Raw genomic sequence first — 19743 nt, 5'->3', positions numbered from 1 at the left:
TTTTAAGCACACGTTAGCAACAAGTTCTCAACATCAAGTTCCCAAAAAATAATTTTGCGGCGAAAAACGCATAAAAATAGTCAAGTTTGTAACTAAATCAACAATGATTAATTTCTATTGAGTTGGCGAATTTGATAATTTTTTTGAGTCATTATTGTCATATTTTACGATTTTGCTTTATTAAAATTACAGTATGATCAAATAAGTAGCTTTTTAATTGATGGATAAATTATGCAAGTACGCAATGATTGGACGCGTGAAGAAATACAAAAACTCTATGAACAACCCTTCATGGACTTAGTTTTCGAAGCACAACGCGTGCATCGTCAATACTTTGATGCAAATACCATTCAGGTCAGCACATTACTATCGATCAAAACGGGGAAATGCCCTGAAGATTGTAAATACTGTTCTCAATCTGCACGTTATGATTCCAAACTTGAAGCCGAAAAAAGAATTGCTGTTGAAAAAGTAATTAATGAAGCCAAAGAAGCTCTCGCTTCTGGATCATCTCGTTTTTGTATGGGTGCTGCATGGCGAAATCCTCATGAACGCGATATGCCTTATGTACTTGAAATGGTACGTGAGGTAAAGGCTCTAGGACTTGAAACTTGTATGACCTTAGGGATGCTCAATCAATCACAAGCGGAACGTTTAAAAGAAGCAGGTTTAGATTATTACAATCACAATTTAGATACCTCTCGTGAGTACTATCCAAATGTGATTTCCACACGTACTTATGATGATCGTTTAAATACTTTAGACTTTGTACGCCAAGCAGGCATGAAAGTGTGTAGCGGTGGAATTGTTGGCTTAGGTGAAGATACTCAAGATCGTATTGGTCTATTACATGAACTTGCGACCTTAGCTATTCATCCAGAATCGGTACCAATCAACATGCTTGTACCGATCGAAGGCACACCCTTAGCAGATGTTGAAAAACTCGATGTGACTGAATGGATTCGCACGATTGCCGTAGCGCGCATTATCATGCCAAAAAGTTATATAAGACTTTCAGCGGGTCGTGAATCTCTTTCTGATTCTGATCAAGCTTTAGCGTTTATGGCAGGTGCTAACTCTTTGTTCTCAGGTGAAAAGCTTTTAACGACACCTAATGCTGGTGAAGGCAAAGATAAGCAGTTATTCGATAAGTTAGGTCTAAAAGCAGAAAAAGCGAAGCCGACTGTATCAGAGCTGACTATAGATGCAATGGCAAGTTAATTTCAAAGCTTCGCTCAATTAAAAACCGAAGCTTTGCTTCGGTTTTTTATGATGTGATCAATATGCCATAACTGGCATTAAGATACTGTCCTGGCTTAATTTCATCTGTTCCATTGGCATGGTGTACCGTTATTTTTTGACGAAATGCATCAAACTCAAAGCGATCATAACTATCTTGGTGGTGCATCAACCAATAAATCGTATCTATGGCATGATCATCACAAATATAAGTATTCGATTTAAAATCTTTACTCATTTAATTTAAATCCTTTCTCCAATCACAATATTATTATATCTCAATTCATTTTATTGAATATCATTTTCTTTATTTAAGATAATACCTAATTTTTTATTAATCCAATATATTATATTTACATATCACAATAAATCGATTTCCACACATTTTATAAGCGCTATTATTTTATTTTAATTTAGAATAAAGACTGATTATTATGAGTATTATTGATTTAAAACCTCAAACTGCATTGCAACACCACCCCAGCGCACTGACCACACAAATTAATGCTGTATGGGGACAAGGACCTTCTTCACGTTATGAAAGCCTCGCCTCGTTATTCAGACCTACATTTGAAAAAATCAAAGCTTCGCGATCTGAACGCGAAAAAAAACGAATTTTAGCTTTTGAACAGATTCAATGGTTAAAAGACATCGGTTTTACGAAACTTCGCTTACCCAGTTCGCAAGGGGGATTTGATGCAACGATTCCAGAATTATTTAATCTATTGATCGAACTTTCCGAAGCTGATGCAAATTTACCGCAGGCACTTCGCGTACATTTTGGCTTTGTGGAAGATTTACTGCTCAGCCGCGACCCACAGTTTAAATCTATATGGCTTCCTAGAGTGGCTCAAGGTCAAATTATTGGAAGCGCATGGTCTGAAGGTGGAAATGAGTCCATTCATGAATTTAAAACGAGACTTTCCAAAGATGCTGAGGGACGCACGATATTGAATGGACAAAAATTTTATACCACAGGAAGCTTGTATGCAGACTGGATTGATGTGGGTATTACTGATTTGTATGGAGAATCAGCCAGTATTCTAATCCCTCGACATGCTGAAGGTGTTGAGATTGTGGATGACTGGAATGGTTTTGGTCAAATTCTTACAGCAAGTGGTACTACTAAGTTCACTGATGTTGTTGTGAATCAACAAGATGTCATCGGAGACCAACAGCGCTTTAAATATTCAGCAGCATTCTATCAACTGATTCAATTGGCAATTATTTCAGGGCTTACAAGAGCAGCAAGCTATGAAGTATCAGCTGAGGTTTATAAACGTGAAAGAAATTATACGCATGCCAATGCTTCCTTCGTCCGTAATGATGCTCAAATCCTACAAGTGGTGGGTCAAATTCGTGGTGTAGCGTACACCACTGCAGCAATTATTGGAAAAAATGCACAGGCTATACAACGTGCTTTTGAAGCTGGGTTGAATGATAATGAACAACTCGAAGCAGATCAAAATGCCATAGCTGAATTAGAGGTTGCTCAATCTCAAACCATTATCACCACACTTGCATTAAATGCTTCGACCATCATTTTTGATGCTCTAGGAGCATCAGCCACTGATAAAAACTTAGCTTTAGATCGTTTCTGGCGAAATATTCGTACGCTCGCATCACACAACCCAAGAATTTATAAAGATCGAATTGTCGGAGACTTTAGCGTAAATGGTGCATTGCCCCCTTATCAATGGCGTATCGGTAAAGTTGACGAATCAGGGCTTCTACAAACAGATAAGGCTTCTTGAGCTCGCTTTAAATCTTTAAGACACTATTCTTTAGTGTCTTTTTTTAGTGTTTTTTAAAGTGATCTATCTAAATCGCTTAGGCTATTAGAGCTCTTATTTACGAACCTAGTAAAAAGGTCCTTAACAGGACCTTTTTAGCATCATCGAAATTACATCAATTAGGCAGCTTGAGTTTTCAAATGTTTCGCCAAAGGACTATTACCAATTTGCCATACAAATGGCAATTCAGTTTGATTCACGACAAAAGCACCCACCACTTTCTCCTTATAAATAATCGGATTATGTGAGGATACAACTCTTGCATTACGCCAGAAACGATCTAACTGTTTTGATGAAGCACTAGCTGAAGCACCTAAACTGTTGAATAGTTTAGTTGTTAAATCAAGTACAAGATCTGAAATGACGACCTGCCCTTGAGCAGATTCTAGTTCCGCAATTTGGTTAATCTCATGATCTTTTTCAGATGAAGCATTAAAGTGACTTAAATATGCATCATCCAGTGCTGCAGCTGTTTTTAAAGTAATGGCTTGACTGGCAAATGCTTGGGAAGATGCCTTACCAATCACTTGTAGAATCTGAGCATCATCACGGACAAGATCAGCATTCCCGTGGCTAAAGATTCGAGTACGCTTACGCACTTCCTCACTAAAGGTCTCCACCGCAGAAAATGCGATGCCGGTCAGTGTTGCTAGATGTACAACTTGATAAAAAGCTGTTTGATATTTAAAACGCTGATCAAACGGGTAAATATGATCTCGTTCAATCGACACTTGGTTGATTTTTAGCGTCCCGCTTCCAGTGGTTTTTTGACCAAATCCATCCCAATCATCATGTACTTTAATTCCATTAGCTTTAGTTGAGACCGCTGCAATCACATGCTGATCAGTGGTCTCATCATAGGCAAAAAGATCAATCCAATCGGCAAAAATAGTACCTGTAGAATAGAACTTTTCTCCTGAAACTTCATATTCGCCTTGTTGATTTTGTTTCACTCGGGTAATGACGTCGCCTATCTCAACATTACCGACTTCTGTCCAAGCGTTTCCTGCGATTTCACCATTTACAAATCGCTTAAACCAAAACGCTTGTGATTGATCTTTATGCGCCACTAAACGGTCTTCGACAAATGCAAAATGTCCACGTAAAGCTTGCACAATATTTGAATCCGCTGTCGCCAACTCGATTAAGATTTGGAAAAGTTGCTGTTGGGTAAAACCTGCACCGCCATATTTTTTTGGCACACGTAATGCACCAAAACCTGCATCGTTTAACCATTTAATTTGTTCATGAGGCAAATCACGATCGGTTTCTCGTTGAACGGCCCCTTCTGCAATCCGCTTAAAAATCGGTCGAAACTTTGCTGCAACCTCTTCATAGTTGGCACCAAGTGAAAGTTCTTCATTCTGATTTAATATAGTCATAATAAATTTCTCCTTAGCTCCATGGATGACGTGGTGGTGGGACATCATTTAGAAAATAATTTCCTACAATGTTGTATTTCCAACGCACGGGATCATGCAAGGTGTGTGTTCTAGCATTGCGCCAATAACGATCTAAATTTAATTCCGATAAGGTCGAACGCGTGCCAGAAAGCTCAAATAATTTATTCGCTGCTAAAATCGCAATGTCAGTCGTCAAGACTTTTGCTTCAGCCACGAGCAATGTTGCTTCATTAATTTGATCTTCGGTCGGTTGTTCAAGCGCTAAATCAATCGCTAATCCTGCCAAATCCAGAACCGCTTCAGCAGCACGCAGCTTAATTTTCAATTCACCAATATTAGCAATGGTATATGGATCTGAACTTGCTTTATCTAAACCTGAATCAATCCATGGACGTGCAAAGTTACGAACGTAATGAATCGTTTCTTGAATCGCACCACGCGCAATCCCAGCATCTACAGCAGCTTGAATAAATTGAGAAATTGCTCCAGCTGCAGTCGGTCTTACAAAAGCTTGATAAATTGGAACGATAAATTTTGCATCTACTTTAACGTTGTTTAATTCGACTGATCCACTGACCGTTGTACGCTGACCAAACCCACTCCAATCATTGGTAATTTTTACACCTTCTGTCCCTTGTGGCACGATTGCAGCAAATGGTTTTCCTTCAGCATCAATCGCAACAACTGGAATGCGGTGTGCCAGTAAAGCTCCAGTTGCAAAGAATTTTTGACCATTCACAATCCCATTGCCAGAAGCATCAAATTCTATTTTTGTGGTGAGATCGGCAACCGTCTTAGACCCTTTTTCTGAGAAAGCATTCCCCAAACGCTCTCCACCCAGTACTGCTTTAAAAAAGAATTGTTTTTGTTCTTCGGTGGCATCTAAACGGATATGCTCTAGAAACACCCAATGATTTTGTGCGATTTGACCTAGTGATGGATCAGCGCTAGAAATGGTTTTAACAACTTCAGCGAGAGTCTTGTAGCTCGCTCCTGCACCGCCATATTGCTTTGGAATATTAATTGCCCAAAGCCCTGATTGAGAGTACTTGTTAATTTCACTCAAAGGTAAACGGCGTTCATGATCACGAATGGAGGCTTCCTTTGCAAAATCTTCAGCGAGCTGTTGTGCGATTTGAATCGCTTCTTCATCTGTCTTAATCACATGCGCTGGCTGATGAATTTGGTAGAATTCTTTTGAAATTTCAGCCTCATGCAATTTTATATCTATTTGTGCAGTCATTTTATTCTCTTCAAAAAAATTGAATAAAATTAAACTAGCACTAATTATTTTAATTTTTTATACGATTATTTTATTTACTAATCTAATTTCAAACAAAATAAATCATTTATTTTTTTATTATGTATATTGCAGTTTTTCTCATTAAATAATAAGTATGACATTTCATATAATCAGAATATAAACATTTAATTATTTTATATTTTCATTATGACTAAACATATACGATTTAATGCTTTTGAAATGAATTGCATTGCACATCAGTCCCCAGGCTTATGGCGTCATCCGCTCGATCGCTCTACGGAATATAAAGATTTGGAATATTGGACTGATTTAGCAAAAATATTAGAAAAAGGTATTTTTGACGGTATTTTTCTTGCAGATGTTTTGGGTATTTATGATGTGTATCATCAATCGGCTCAACATGCTTTAAATGGTGCTGTTCAAGTTCCTGTGAATGATCCAATTCAAATTGTTCCAGCAATGGCAGCAGTCACCCAACATTTAGGCTTTGGCGTAACCACCTCTATTTCATTCGAACATCCTTATCCCTTCGCACGACGTATGAGCACGTTGGATCATCTCACCAAAGGTCGCGCGGGTTGGAATATTGTGACTTCATATCTAGAAAGCGGATCCAAAAACTTAGGTTTAAAAACCCAAGTAAGTCACGACAATCGTTATGATATTGCAGACGAGTATCTGGAAGTTTTATATAAACTCTGGGAAGGCTCTTGGGAAAATGATGCGGTACGACGCGACAAAGCTGCTGGTATTTTTGCGGATCACACCAAAGTTCATCCAATCCTTCATGAAGGTACATATTTTAGCGTGCCAGGTATTCATATCTGTGAACCTTCTCCGCAACGCACACCTGTATTATACCAAGCAGGTGCATCAAAGCGTGGACAGAAATTTGCAAGTCAAAATGCAGAATGCGTATTTATATCTGCACCAACGAAAGTTGCTGTAAAAAAGTTAGCACAAGGAATTCGCCATAATCTTGTTCAAGAAGGTAAAGATCCAAACGCTGTTTTAATTTATACGATGCTTGCGATTGTGGTCGATGAAACTGATGAGAAAGCGCAGGCTAAATTTGCAGAGTATCAATCTTACGGAAGTTATGATGGTGGATTAACACTCGCTTCAGGGTGGTCTGGTGTAGATTTTTCACAATTCAAAGCTACAGACCAGGTTGAATATATTCATACCAATGCTATTCAATCTATGTTGCAATCTTACGTAGAAGCAGATCCAGACAAAGTTTGGACCATTGAAGAAATTGCAAAATGGACCAGTGTAGGTGGAAATGGACCCGTGATTGTCGGCTCACCAAGCACAGTTGCCGATCGTCTTCAAGAATGGGTGGATGAAACTGGCATTGATGGATTCAATTTGGCTTATATTTTGGCACATCAATCTTTTGAAGACGTGGTCGAATACGTCATTCCTGAGTTACAACGTCGCGGTGTTTATCCTACAGAATATACCAAGGGGACACTGAGAGAAAAGTTGTTTGGTCATGGACCATTACTTCCCGATGATCATCGTGGTGCTCAATACCGTAGGTCATCAACGAATGGGCTGCACACCACAACCAAAAACGCAACACTTGAATCTGTGTAGATCCATTTAAATTCTCTAAATCTAAAAAAAGCCCCTTTCGGGGGCTTTTTTAATGCTGATGTTCTAGTTCATGGTGATATGCATCATCTTCTATCTGCAAGGTCATTTCAGTAATATGATGATCATGACTTAACATTTCAAAAGCTTGTTGATGTAAACGTTTAGGATCGACATTCGGTGCAACCAAATGAACTGTGAGCATGACTTTTTTGGATGTGATTGCCCAAACTTTGAGTTGGTGAATATCCGTGACTCCTTCAAGCGATAATAAATCTGCACGGAGCTTTTCAATATCAATTTCATCAGGCACACCTTCGAGCAGGATGTTGACACTTTGCTTGGCGAGAATCCAAGCACGGGGTAAGACCCAAAATCCGATCAGGACTGCGATAATCGTGTCAACGAGTACCCAACCTGTAAAATAAATAATCACAGCGCCGATGATCACACCCACAGAACCAAGTGCATCACTTAATACTTCTAGATATGCCCCTTTGATATTGAGGCTGTCCTGACTACTTGAGAAAAGAATCTTCATCGAAATTAAATTAATGATTAAGCCAATGACGGCAACAATCATCATTCCAACACTTTGAATTTCAGGCGGATTACTTAATCGATGAATCGCTTCTACCAAAATATAAATTGCAACGATAAATAACATCACCGCATTAAATAGAGCTGCCAAAATTTCAAACCGTTGATATCCAAAAGTTCTCTTGTTGTCTGCAGGTTTTTGACCAATCTTAATTGCAACCAACGCGATGGCTAAAGCGGCAGCATCAGTAAACATATGTGCAGCATCAGACAATAAAGCTAAACTTTGGGTAAGGAATGCTGCAACGACCTCAACAATTAGAAAGGTCGTGGTTAAAGCGAGTGCAAAAGTCAGTTTCTTTGCGTTGCCTTTACTGACTTCCACATGACTGTGATCATGATTATGCGAACTACCCATTTTATACTCCTCATCAGAAACCTCACTTAAAATAAAGTGAGGATCTGATTCATATACATAATGCTATTGTTTAATTTATTGTTCTGCTTTTGCTTGATTCATCCACCTATACAATACAGGTAAAAGTAGTAGCGTCAGTATTGTAGACGAAATTATTCCACCGATAACCACTGTCGCAAGCGGTCGCTGTACTTCAGCACCCGTACCCGTAGCGAGGGCCATTGGAACAAATCCTAAAGACGCCACAAAAGCCGTCATCAGCACAGGACGTAATCGCAACACTGCACCTTGCCAAATGGCATCTTTTAAACTGTATTCACTTCTTAGCTCCTTAATAAAGGTCAACATAACCAGTCCATTCAGAACAGCGACACCTGATAAAGCGATAAAACCAATACCGGCAGACATTGAGATAGGAATATCACGTAACCATAAAAATAAGACTCCACCCGTGAGAGCAAAGGGTACGCCCGTGAACACCAATAAACTTTCTCTGATATTTTTGAATACAGCCATCAGCAGGATAAAAATCGTAATCAAAGCCAATGGAATCACGATAGTCATTCTAGCTTTGGCAGATGCCAAATTCTCAAACTGTCCACCATACTCAATCCAATAGCCGCTCGGTAATGCATATGTCGTGAGGCTAGATTGCAACTCTTGGACAAATGAACCCAGATCTCGCCCTTCAACATTTGCCGTCACAATAATCCTACGCTTGCCATTTTCACGACTCACCTGATTCATACCATCAATATTTGACACTGTAGCCACATCTGCCAGTCTTACTGTCCCACCATTGGGGAGTTGTATGGGTAATTGTGCAATCCCCATGACTGTCCGATCTTGATCAGTAAGTCGAATAACAAAATCAAAACGGCGGTCGCCTTGTAGAATTTCACCGACTTGTTGACCACCGATACTTGAAGCGACTAAATTTTGTATTTCACGAACCGAAAGACCATATTGCGCTGCTAAAGAACGATTTACATCTATATTTAACAAAGGTAAACCTGAAGTCTGTTCTACTTTGACTGCGGTACTGCCACTGATTTTTTGCACAATCCTGGCAATTTTGGCAGCTTCATCGTTTAACACCTGCATATCATCGCCAAAAATTTTTATACCTATGTCACTGCGGACTCCAGAAATGAGCTCATTAAAACGCAATTCAATGGGTTGAGAAAATTCACTATTGTTGCCAGGCAAAGTCTCCAAAAAAGTTTCAATACGTGACCTTAAATCATCTAAGCTTTCTTTGGGATTCGGCCACTCTTGACGAGGTTTCAACATAATGAATCCATCTGAGATATTGGGTGGCATCACATCTGTCGCCACTTCAGCAGTACCAGTTCGTGCGAAAACATTTTTAATTTCTGGAAAATTTTGAAGCAAAAGTTTCTCAGTCATTTCCTGCATTTTTAACGATTCTTCTAAGCTGGTACTGGGTGAACGCATTTGTTGAATAGCAAAATCACCTTCGCTTAATTGCGGTGCGAATTCACTTCCTAAACGTGTTGCCAACAACCCTGTTAAAACTAAAATACTGACTGCGAGCGTTAACATGACCGTTCGATATAAATAAGTCATATCCAATGCTTTTAGATATTTTTCCTTCATCCATACCATCCAACGCCCTTCCTTCTCCTTCACTTCACCTGTTACAAATAAGGCTACCGCTGCAGGAACAAAAGTGATGGATAAAATGATCGCAGCAATAAGTGCTAATACTACGGTGAGTGCCATAGGGTGAAACATTTTTGCTTCAACACCACTCAACGCAAAAATGGGCAAGTACACCACTAAAATAATCGTTTGACCAAAAATTAAAGGACGGCGCGCTTGACGAGCAGCAAGGAATACTTCTTTAAATCTCTCTGAACGTGTTAAAGGTCGTCTTAACTGTTCTTGGGCATGAGCTAATCGGCGAATACAGTTTTCGACAATTACCACCGCCCCATCTACAATAATTCCGAAATCTAGCGCACCTAAACTCATAAGGTTGGCACTAATTTTCTGCTGTGCCATACCTGATAATGTAAATAACATCGAAAGTGGAATCACGCATGCTGTAATTAAAGCTGCTCGAATATTTCCCAAGAAAATGAATAAAATCACAATCACCAAAATCGCTCCTTCGACTAAGTTCTTTTGAACTGTCTTAATGGCTTTCTCGACTAAGGTGGTACGATCGTAAACAGTTTCAATTTTTACGCCTTCGGGCAGTGTGGTTTGAATTTCTTGAATTTTTTGATCAACCGCTTGTGCAACACTACGGCTGTTTTCACCCATCATCATCATGGCGATGCCGAGTACGGTTTCTTCTCCGTTATAGGTCGCTCCGCCTGTTCTAAGATCATGTCCAATCGACACTGAAGCAATATCTGAAACACGGACAGGATTTCCATTTAAGGTAACCACCGTTGTATTTTCAATATCCTGTATCGTGTTCAGTGTTCCAGGAACTCGTACTGTCAGTTGTTGACCTCCATCTTCAATAAATCCTGCTCCACGATTTTCATTGTTCTCAGTGAGAACCTGTTGAAGTTGCGTCAAACTGACTTGTAGTTGTTGCATACGATTCAAGTCTGGCGAAACAACATATGTTTTATTGAATCCTCCAATACTATTCACCTCAGCAACGCCTTTTACGCGTTGCAATTGTGGACGCACGATCCAATCTTGAATTTCGCGTAAATCCATTGCTGTGTATGAAGAACCATCAGGTTTTTTAGCCTTTGGCTCAGCTTTTAGTACCCATTGATAAATTTCACCCAGCCCCGTAGATACTGGAGACATGGTAGGTGCGATATCATCAGGTAATTCGGATTGAACCTCTTGAACACGCTGATTGATTTGTTGACGTGCCCAGTAAATATCAATGCCATCTTTGAAGACAATAGTCACCTGAGATAAACCATACCTAGAGATCGAACGTGTTAATTCAAGATCTGGTATCCCCGCCATGGCATTTTCAATTGGATACGTAATGCGTTGCTCAACTTCGAGCGCAGTAAATCCATTGGCTTGAGTATTAATTTGAACCTGTGTATTGGTAATGTCTGGAACTGCATCAATTGGCAATTTTTGATAACTATAAACTCCAACAGCAATCCAAGCACAGGCAAACAGCATGATCCAAATCGCATGTTGAATTGAAAACTGAATAATTCGCTCAAATAGCCCTTCAGCCTTCGGCATGTCATGATTAGTGCCCATGGTCAGCTTCTCCTTTTTCTAACTCCGATTTCAGTAAGAAGCTGCCTTGATTGACATATTTTTGCCCCGTTTGAAGACCAGACTTAATTTCTGCCCATTGACCATCTGAAGACATTTCACCTACTTCAATGGGTTGTGCTTTAAAGTGGACTTTTCCATTTTTTTGTTCTGTAACAATAAATATTGCTGATTTACCTTCGATTTGTTGCACTGCATTTTTTGCAACGCGTAATACATTCGATGCATCGGGACTTTGAAGTTCAACATTTACCATCAAATTTGGTCTTAACTCACTTGCCTTTCCTTGAACTTTAGCGCGAACAATCAAACGACCAGTCTGCGCATCTGCTTGCGACGTTAACGATTGCACAACTGCTGTATACGTCTGACCTGATTGTAAAGATTTGAATTGAATATTTTGTTGTGCACGAATTTGATTACTCGCATCTGCAGGTAGCACAAATTCGAGCCATAAATCTTTTAATTGTTCGATGATGAAAATCTGATCTGCAAGTTGCACATTTTCACCTACCACGATGTCTTTTTGGCTGATCACACCCGAGATAGGCGAACGAATAGTAAAACGACCATTCGAACCTGCTGAAGCTCCCAAAGCTTGTAAACGTGCATTGGCACTTTGCACTGTGATTTGTGCTTGACGATATGCATTTTCAGCACGTTGCAAATCCTGTTTTGCGGAGATCCCCTGCGACCACATCCGTTGTTCACGTTGCAAATCTTGGCGTGCCAAATCTAAATTGGATTGCTCCATTCTCAAATTCGCTTGTTGGTCAATGAGCTCTGGGACACTTAATACTGCAAGTACTTGACCTTTAGTTACTTCTTGTCCCAGTGCTACATTCACTTGTTCAACATGACCAGCAAAATTAGGGGAAATATGCGCTTGTTGATCTGTATTTACCATCAATTTTGCAGGCAAGTTTGTGTATCGCGGAATTGCACCTAATTGAGCTGATTCTATTTTTATACTATGTTCGACTAGCTGTTTAGATGTGAGTTCAATCTCATCTTCTTCTGCATGCTCAGCTTCTGCGCCATTCGACGTTTCAGCTTGCTCTTCACTCTCAACAATTGCTGTTTTCTTATTATCTTTGAAAAAAATCCAAATCCCGATAACTATCGTCACCCCAATAATGAGAGCGATGAGGAATGCTTGGTTTATTTTTCCTTGTTGTATAGATCTCATTTTATTCTGCCCCTATATTGATGAAATTTTCTGACTGTGACACAGCCTCTTTGAGTAATTGGGTATAGGCATCTGAACGACTAATTTGTTCATAACTGGTACCAATACTTAATGCCTCAGCAGCTAGTGCGGTTTGCCATGCCTCTCTTAAGAGCTGAATTTGACTGAGCCGAATATTTTGTAATTGTGTCGTTGCTTGTTGCACCTCAGTGATTGAAAGTTTTCCATTTTTAAAACCGAGCAAAGAGCGCATCTGTACTTTTTCAGACAAGTCTTTTTGTCTCAGTACAGCGTCATACTGTAGTTTTAAGCCACGCACCTGATGAAATGAGTTTGCAATCTCTAAAATTTGTTGTTTGAGTTCTCTTTGTTGTTGACGCTCAAGTAGAGATTGCTGACGTTGTGCAAGCGGAATTTGGTATTGCTGACGATTAAAAATATTGAAAGGAATATCGACACCCACAGATAAACTAGTATCGTTTGTCTCATTGGGCGCTTTTGTTCGCGTCATCCCTACATTCAAGTTTGGATTTGATTTTGCTCTAATTTTAAGCTGCTCAATTCGTTGATTAGCCTGCACAACATTGAGTGCATAAAGCTTTTCTAAATAACCTGCAGAAATATAATTTTGAACATTCTGTTCAACTTGGTCAGGCCAATAAATCCGATTTGAATCAACCTTCACCTCTGCTTCAGTTTCTCCCCAGAGATTAGAAAGATTACGTTTTGCAATTTCTTTATTTAAAATGGCTTGCTGATAATTGCGTTCATTTTCTGCCGCTTCAATCTGCGCTCGTTCATACTCAACCAAGGCTATGCTTCCTGCCTGATATCGTTTTTTAGCGCTGTCTAAAGTTTCACGACTGACTTGCAGTTGAGACTTTTGAATTTGTGCTTCAGATTGCGAAATTAAAAACTGTGACCAAGCATACTTCACGATTAATTGGCTTTGTGCTTCCCACAACTTTTCTTGCAATTCATTTTGTTGCCCAGCCAAACGCGCTATATTTTTTTGAATCCGTCTTTGACCAAAAATGTCGATCGGCTGACTAATACCAAGACTCAATTCTTGATCTTGACTCGAACCAAAACCATCTCGAGAGAGATTGATGGACGGGTTTTGCCAAAGTCGACTTTGCTTAACAGCAAGTTCTGACATTTGTTGTCGTTGCTGCCAAATCTGTTCTGATTGTTGATATTGAGACACTTGAACGAGTGCTTGTTCAAGCGAATTGACTGTCATTGCTTGAGCATTTGCACCCAAACTAAGCGAACCTAAAACCAGCCATAATCGAATGGAATGTTTTAATTTAAAAGACATATGAATTTCCCACTAATTTAAAAATAAGTGGTGGGAAATTTTTAGGCTACCCCACCAATAGCGGGGTTAATTCAGGAGGCGGAGGGATTTTACCTAAATGAGGCGATTGATAGGCATTAATCCAAAGAAAGTGATTTTGGTAAATCTTTTCGATGTGTTGTGATGAAGGCAAATTCTCGTTTACAGCAAGAATAAACTGAGACATTGACGGCAGATGATCTTGATGATCCAAAACATCGATTTGCGCTTTTTCTTCTAGCGTCACGCTTTGATCATCACCAAGCACGAAGCCTTTTTCAATTTGGGACTTCGGACTTTTATTTGAAAGATCGGCTTGGCAAAGTACAGGTTGATGATGACCAAAGTGAAAACTTTGTGTCGATGTTGAGTCGCTTTCATGAACACAAAAAGCCGCCGCCACATTCCAAAGGCTTTGGAACATGAACATACATGCTAAGAATGTCACAAATTTAGCCGATCTCATTTAAGCAGGCTCTCATCTTTTCTATCTGCATTTAAAACGTGATAGTGATCACCATCAAGTGAAGAGTTGTAATTCTCCATCATATTTTGATGATCGAAACCTTGATATTGAAAGAATGTACATAAGAAAAATGAATGAAAACTTAAAAATTTAGCGCTTTTAAAGCACGCTTCGAAAATGGCATCGATTTTGCAACCTAATCATACGAATTTTATTTTTTGTATTACTGAGGTGGCAACGATGAGCTATGTTGCACGAGAATTGAGTCAAAAGCATAAATTTTTGCTTGGTTTTGGATCGTTTTTAATTCCAATTTTAATCTGGTGTGCAGTGAGTTATTTGCCTTTTATTTGGCATCCCCAAGTTCAAATCACAGATTCTGGTAGCACAACATTTTTACAACTCGATAGCCGTGTCAGTAGAGAAGTTTATTATGCTGAAGCGCAATTGGCAGTCGATCAAGGACTGCCACCACCTCGGGGAATTTTGGTCAATCCCATTTACCTACCCGCACCAGATGAAGTCGCTACAGCCTTAGTGACCGCATTTACAACGCCACCCGCTCAAGCAAATGCACCATGGTTTCATGAAAGTTTATGGCACAGCATTAAACTGGTGTTTACCGCATTTTTTATTTCTTCTTTGATCGGGATTCCTTTGGGTATTCTTTGCGGTTTTTCTCATAAAATTTCTCAGTTAACTGAACCTTTTGTAGAGTTCTTTCGCTATCTGCCTGCACCAGCCTTTGGCGCTCTTGCTGTTGCGATTTTGGGCATTAATGACGCACCTAAAATTGCCATTATTGTGATTGGTACCTTGTTCCAACAAATTCTGATTATTGCCAATACCACCCGTCTGGTCGACCGCAGTCTTATTGAAGCTGGATTCACCTTAGGAACTAATAAAATCAAAAGTTTATTTTATGTGGTCATCCCTGCTGCACTCCCAGAAATTTATCGAAACCTTCGTGTACTTTTAGGTTGGGCTTGGACCTATTTAATCGTTGCAGAACTCATAGGAAGTACATCCGGTATCACGTGGTTCATCACTCAACAAGCTCGCTATCAAAACTTTGACAATGTTTTTGCCGCAATTTTGATTATCGGTTTGATTGGTCTGATTTGCGACGTGATTTTAATGAAACTTGGACAGCACTTATTTAAATGGAAAACGGGAGCTCGCTAATGTCTTCACTAATTCAACCCTCAGATTTTGATGCCCGCGCTTACTTTGACAAAATTTACGCTCGTCCCGTCATTTTAGAAGCGAAAAATCTCACCCAGAAATTTAGCCACGGAAAAACTGAGCGCACCATTTTAAATGCTTTAGATTTAAAAATTCATAAACGTGAATTTATCTGTGTTATTGGTCCTTCAGGATGCGGTAAGTCTACCTTTAGCCGTATTGTGGCAGGTCTTGATCCATATACCAGTGGTGAATTACTGGTAGACGGTGAAACCATCACAGGACCGAGTCCAGAGCGTGGCATGGTTTTCCAAGGCTACACACTGTTTCCATGGAAAACGGTAAAAGAAAATGTCATGTTTGGTCCACTCATGCGAGGTGCCAGCAATGCTACAGCTGAGGCGCAAGCCCGCGAATGGATCAACATTATCGGACTTGAAAAATTTGAGCAGCAATACCCTCATGAACTTTCTGGAGGGATGAAACAACGCGTTGCCATCGCTCGCGCGCTCGTGAATCAGCCAAAAATTCTCTTAATGGATGAACCCTTTGGAGCTTTAGATCCTCATACGCGTCAAAAAATGCAAAAGCATCTGATCGATCTTTGGGCCAATATCGATATCACGATTATTTTTGTGACACACGATATGGACGAGGCGATTTTACTGGCCGATCGGATTGTGGCATTGAAGGCCAATCCTGGCGAAATTAAGGAAATCATTGAGGTTGATCTACCAAGACCACGTCAGCATGAATTGATGCTCACTGAAAAATTTAAATATTTAAGACAACGTGTAGATGCTTTGGTACATGCTGAAGAAGATGAACTTGATCCAGCACTCGCCGACTTACCTAAAATTCCAAGAATGACCAAGGTCAGTCATTCTAAATAAGGCGCTATATCCTGATCACACTAACGGTCAGGATAAAGCATGCAACATCAATCCTTTTGACCACACCATTTTAAATGCAGCCTTGGATTAATCACGACTTCATTTCATCACGTTCAATTCGTCCATCTACCAATTGAATGGTTCGATCACATGTAGCGGATAATCGTGGATCATGGGTCACTAACAATACCGCACAATTTTGTTGCTCATTTACTTCACGAAACAGCTCAAAGACTTCGCTCGCTGTTTGACTGTCCAAATTACCTGTAGGTTCATCAGCGAGGAGTAAAGTAGGCTGAGTGATTAAAGCTCTGGCGATTGCGACACGTTGTTGCTGCCCACCAGAAAGTTGACTGGCTTTTCGTTGTGCAAATTGACTCAATCCTACCGCTTTTAACAAATCATGTGCTCGATCTAAAGCTTGTTGATTGGGTTTGCCATGCGCCAACATTAGAGGCATCAAAACATTTTCAATAACGGTGAACGCTTGAATCAAATGATGAAACTGAAACACAAATCCTATGCTCTTCCCACGCAATTCCGTTCTTTGTTGATCTTCCATTTGACTGGTTGGTTGACCAAGTAAATAAATTTCACCACTGGTGGGTTGATCCAGTAAACCTAAAATATTTAATAACGTACTTTTACCTGAACCAGAAGGTCCAATTAACGCAGCAAAATCTTGACGATGTATCGCAAAATTAATCCCATGCAGCACTTCTATTTCATTGGGTTGTCCAATGTTATAAGACTTTTTCAAAGCCTCTAAACGTAGTACTTCATCATGATTAGACATGACGGATTGCCTCCACAGGATCTAAACGCGCTGCACGACGGGCAGGAATCGCCGCTGCAATTAAACCGCTCAATGTTGCAAGTAATAAAGCGGATCCAATCAAATAAGGTGAAATTGGAATGTAGAATAACCCTGGGCCAAATTCATTAAATGACCAAACCAATGCATAACTGGTCAGGATTCCGACAATAGAACCAAGTAAGCCGAAAATCGCACCTTGAATGAGAAAGATTATCAAAATCTGTTCTCGGCTCGCACCTGTAGCACGCAAGATTCCGATCTCACGTGTACGCTGTACCACTGTAATGGAGAGTACGCTGGCGATCGCAAATGCAACAGATATTCCAACAAATATAATAATCATATTGGTTGAAAGACTTTGCGCTGAAATCGCATTCATCAATTGCGCATTACTTTCAATCCAACTTTCAGCTTTTAATCCAGTGAGACGATGAATTTGCGTTGCGACCTGATCTGCGGAGAAAATATCAGAAATACGAAGATCAATAATGGTAACCCCACCCGGCAAACCCAATAAAGACTGTGCCCGCTTTAGATCGATATACATATAGCGTGAGTCTAGTTCTTTGACCCCGAGTTCAAAAATACCCGTTACATTCATGACGGCGTTAATATCTTGACCGTTATCAACGCGAATTTTACTGCCTACGCGCACACCAAGGTCTTTGGCCAACTCACTTCCGATGAGTACATCATCTGCTTTTAAACGAAGCTGACCAGTTTTTAGATACTCTTGCAAAGGTACAATACGTTGATAACGTGGTAAATCAATCCCCATAATCGCAACTGACTGAATCGCTTCCCCCCGTTTTACCAGTGCAGGTCCTGAAATCATGGGGGAAACGGCATTGAGCGTCTTGATATTGTCTAGATTTTCAAGAACTTCTTGCCAGTTATTGATCGACTTAAGTCTTTGAGCCCTTTGATCTTCATGGATGATGTGTGCTACGCCCTCAGGCACTTTAACGACGCGATTGACCTCATCTGGTGCATGTAAACTAATATGTGCCTGAGTACCCAACGTACGCTCAATCAAATTGGACTGAAGCCCCTGAATTAATGCACTAATAAAGACAATAACGGCAACACCAATAGCAACACCACCAATAATCATCAGTGTTTGACTGCGACCCTCGCGTAAAAACCCAACAGCGATGAGCCAATTGGTCCATAAACGCTTTATCTTCAAAGTGCTTGTACCTGCTTAGTTCTGACACGCTGATCCGCTTTTACTTCATCAGGCTTTATTACGACCTGATCATTATGATCCAACCCTGATAAAACTTCAGTCATGGTGGTTCCACGCAACCCTAATTTTACAGATTGACGTTGGACCTTACCCTCTCTTATCACCATAACTTCAGCTTGCGTGGTTGAAGGGTCAATAAGCGCGTCATTGGCTATTACTTTGGTTTTATTTCGACGTGCTGTTTCGACATTCGCTGAGACTGTCATATCTTGCTTCAAAAAAATGGGTACAGAATTCACCGCCAATTTGACTTCAACCGTACCACGTTGAGGATCAATATTAGGTGCAATAAAGTTAACTTCAGCTGGAAATGCTTGCTCTGGATAAGCATCTGCAATCACTTCAGCTTTTTGACCTAATTTCAGATAAGGTAAATTTTGTTCATCCACCGCCACTTTAATTTGCGTTGGACTATCAACTGCGACTGTAAAGAGCACTTTTCCAGGTTGAATCGCATCCCCTTTTTCGACTTCACGCGTCAAGATCGTACCCGATACTTGTGCCCGAATTTCACTTTTTGCCAATTGGGCACGTAGCGCATTTAATCTTTCGCTTAAGGTTTTTTCTTCCACTTGACCTGGAGCAAGGCTTTGCGCCTTCAGTTTTGCCGCAGATAATTGATTTCTGGCTAAGCGTTCAGCTTCTAAAGCTTGTTCTTTTTCTTCAACAGAAAGCACTCCCGGTTCCGTTTGCTGACGACGTCTTGCTTCGCGACTGGCTTGTTGCAATTGGAATTCTGCCGTTTTCAATTCAACCTGCGCTTGTGGATAGCGAATTTTCTGCAATTCCTCTAGCGCAACTTCTGCTTCACGGACTTGTGCTTTTAAATCATCAGATTGAATAATTAACAGTACATCTCCTTCTGCTATTCGTTGACCTTCTTGCACGCGTCGCTCAATCACCACACCCGAAATTTCACTCCCAATTTCACTACGTGCTACATTTTCAGCACGACCTGAAGCGACCACTGTTTGAATCAGTGGTTTTTCTTCGATTAGGTAAGTTTCGACTACGGGACCTTGCCACCAACGGAAAATGAAATATATCCCACCAATCAAAATGAGCAGAATGAGAATCCACCATTTTCGTTGTTTTAAAATACGCAAAGCTTT

General features: G+C 40.1%; 16 protein-coding genes. 5 read left to right on the top strand and 11 right to left on the bottom strand.

Annotated elements, in window-relative coordinates; genetic code table 11:
• Nucleotides 1-231: 231 nt before the first annotated feature.
• Nucleotides 232-1221 carry a biotin synthase BioB gene (gene bioB / locus AC1M9P_RS06700; RefSeq protein ID WP_481587108.1) on the top strand — a complete coding sequence of 330 codons (990 nt, stop codon included), beginning with the start codon at nt 232-234 and terminating at the stop codon, nt 1219-1221.
• 46 nt (nt 1222-1267) lie between these two features.
• On the opposite strand, the gene AC1M9P_RS06695 is transcribed toward bioB, so the two are convergent.
• Nucleotides 1268-1477, bottom strand: a complete 210-nt coding sequence (locus tag AC1M9P_RS06695; protein WP_481587107.1) for a hypothetical protein — start codon at nt 1475-1477, stop codon at nt 1268-1270.
• 196 nt (nt 1478-1673) lie between these two features.
• Between AC1M9P_RS06695 and AC1M9P_RS06690 the strand changes: the two genes are divergently transcribed.
• Entirely contained in the window at nt 1674-2993 is a 1320-nt protein-coding gene (locus AC1M9P_RS06690; RefSeq protein WP_481587106.1) for an acyl-CoA dehydrogenase family protein, read from the top strand.
• A 158-nt stretch (nt 2994-3151) separates the two neighbouring features.
• Here the strand turns inward: AC1M9P_RS06690 and AC1M9P_RS06685 are convergent, their stop codons facing one another.
• Both AC1M9P_RS06685 and AC1M9P_RS06680 read right to left on the bottom strand, forming a co-directional pair.
• Nucleotides 3152-4414, bottom strand: a complete 1263-nt coding sequence (locus AC1M9P_RS06685) for an acyl-CoA dehydrogenase family protein (RefSeq protein ID WP_481587105.1) — start codon at nt 4412-4414, stop codon at nt 3152-3154.
• Nucleotides 4415-4427: 13 nt separating this feature from the next.
• A complete protein-coding gene (locus tag AC1M9P_RS06680; protein WP_481587104.1) occupies nt 4428-5678 on the bottom strand; it encodes an SfnB family sulfur acquisition oxidoreductase in 1251 nt (416 codons plus the stop codon).
• A 207-nt stretch (nt 5679-5885) separates the two neighbouring features.
• Between AC1M9P_RS06680 and AC1M9P_RS06675 the strand changes: the two genes are divergently transcribed.
• Nucleotides 5886-7301, top strand: a complete 1416-nt coding sequence (locus AC1M9P_RS06675) for an LLM class flavin-dependent oxidoreductase (RefSeq protein ID WP_481587103.1) — start codon at nt 5886-5888, stop codon at nt 7299-7301.
• A 49-nt stretch (nt 7302-7350) separates the two neighbouring features.
• On the opposite strand, the gene AC1M9P_RS06670 is transcribed toward AC1M9P_RS06675, so the two are convergent.
• From AC1M9P_RS06670 to AC1M9P_RS06650, 5 genes are all read right to left on the bottom strand, one after another.
• Nucleotides 7351-8256, bottom strand: a complete 906-nt coding sequence (locus AC1M9P_RS06670) for a cation diffusion facilitator family transporter (protein WP_035263822.1) — start codon at nt 8254-8256, stop codon at nt 7351-7353.
• A gap of 75 nt (nt 8257-8331) precedes the next feature.
• Nucleotides 8332-11475 carry an efflux RND transporter permease subunit gene (locus AC1M9P_RS06665; RefSeq protein ID WP_481587102.1) on the bottom strand — a complete coding sequence of 1048 codons (3144 nt, stop codon included), beginning with the start codon at nt 11473-11475 and terminating at the stop codon, nt 8332-8334.
• The gene (locus AC1M9P_RS06660) at nt 11465-12682 is read right to left on the bottom strand and encodes an efflux RND transporter periplasmic adaptor subunit (RefSeq protein ID WP_481587101.1); all 1218 of its coding nucleotides are present in this window, start codon (nt 12680-12682) and stop codon (nt 11465-11467) included. The genes AC1M9P_RS06665 and AC1M9P_RS06660 overlap by 11 nt, the downstream gene beginning before the upstream one ends.
• 1 nt (nt 12683) lies before the next feature.
• The gene (locus AC1M9P_RS06655; protein WP_481587100.1) at nt 12684-14003 is read right to left on the bottom strand and encodes a TolC family protein; all 1320 of its coding nucleotides are present in this window, start codon (nt 14001-14003) and stop codon (nt 12684-12686) included.
• 46 nt (nt 14004-14049) lie between these two features.
• Nucleotides 14050-14487 (bottom strand): cation efflux protein, CzcI-like, encoded by a 438-nt coding sequence (locus AC1M9P_RS06650; protein ID WP_481587099.1) that lies wholly within the window; start codon nt 14485-14487, stop codon nt 14050-14052.
• Nucleotides 14488-14727: 240 nt separating this feature from the next.
• On the opposite strand from AC1M9P_RS06650, the gene AC1M9P_RS06645 reads away from it, so the two are divergent.
• Nucleotides 14728-15672: an ABC transporter permease gene (locus AC1M9P_RS06645; RefSeq protein ID WP_481587098.1), complete on the top strand. Its 945-nt coding sequence runs from the start codon at nt 14728-14730 to the stop codon at nt 15670-15672.
• Nucleotides 15672-16565 carry an ABC transporter ATP-binding protein gene (locus AC1M9P_RS06640; protein ID WP_416224313.1) on the top strand — a complete coding sequence of 298 codons (894 nt, stop codon included), beginning with the start codon at nt 15672-15674 and terminating at the stop codon, nt 16563-16565. The genes AC1M9P_RS06645 and AC1M9P_RS06640 overlap by 1 nt, the downstream gene beginning before the upstream one ends.
• 91 nt (nt 16566-16656) lie before the next feature.
• Here the strand turns inward: AC1M9P_RS06640 and AC1M9P_RS06635 are convergent, their stop codons facing one another.
• The 3 genes from AC1M9P_RS06635 to AC1M9P_RS06625 form a co-directional block, all read right to left on the bottom strand.
• Nucleotides 16657-17361: an ABC transporter ATP-binding protein gene (locus tag AC1M9P_RS06635; RefSeq protein ID WP_481587097.1), complete on the bottom strand. Its 705-nt coding sequence runs from the start codon at nt 17359-17361 to the stop codon at nt 16657-16659.
• On the bottom strand, nt 17354-18496 hold the full coding sequence (locus AC1M9P_RS06630; RefSeq protein WP_481587132.1) for an ABC transporter permease: 1143 nt from the start codon (nt 18494-18496) through the stop codon (nt 17354-17356). The genes AC1M9P_RS06635 and AC1M9P_RS06630 overlap by 8 nt, the downstream gene beginning before the upstream one ends.
• Before the next feature lie 71 nt (nt 18497-18567).
• Nucleotides 18568-19737, bottom strand: coding sequence for an efflux RND transporter periplasmic adaptor subunit (locus AC1M9P_RS06625; RefSeq protein WP_481587096.1), 1170 nt, complete (start codon nt 19735-19737; stop codon nt 18568-18570).
• Nucleotides 19738-19743: the final 6 nt, after the last annotated feature.

It is taken from the genome of Acinetobacter sp. 25-47-122, assembly GCF_056779695.1.
The sequence above is the reverse complement of the archived record's forward strand: the minus strand, read 5'-3'. Positions and strand labels throughout refer to the sequence as shown.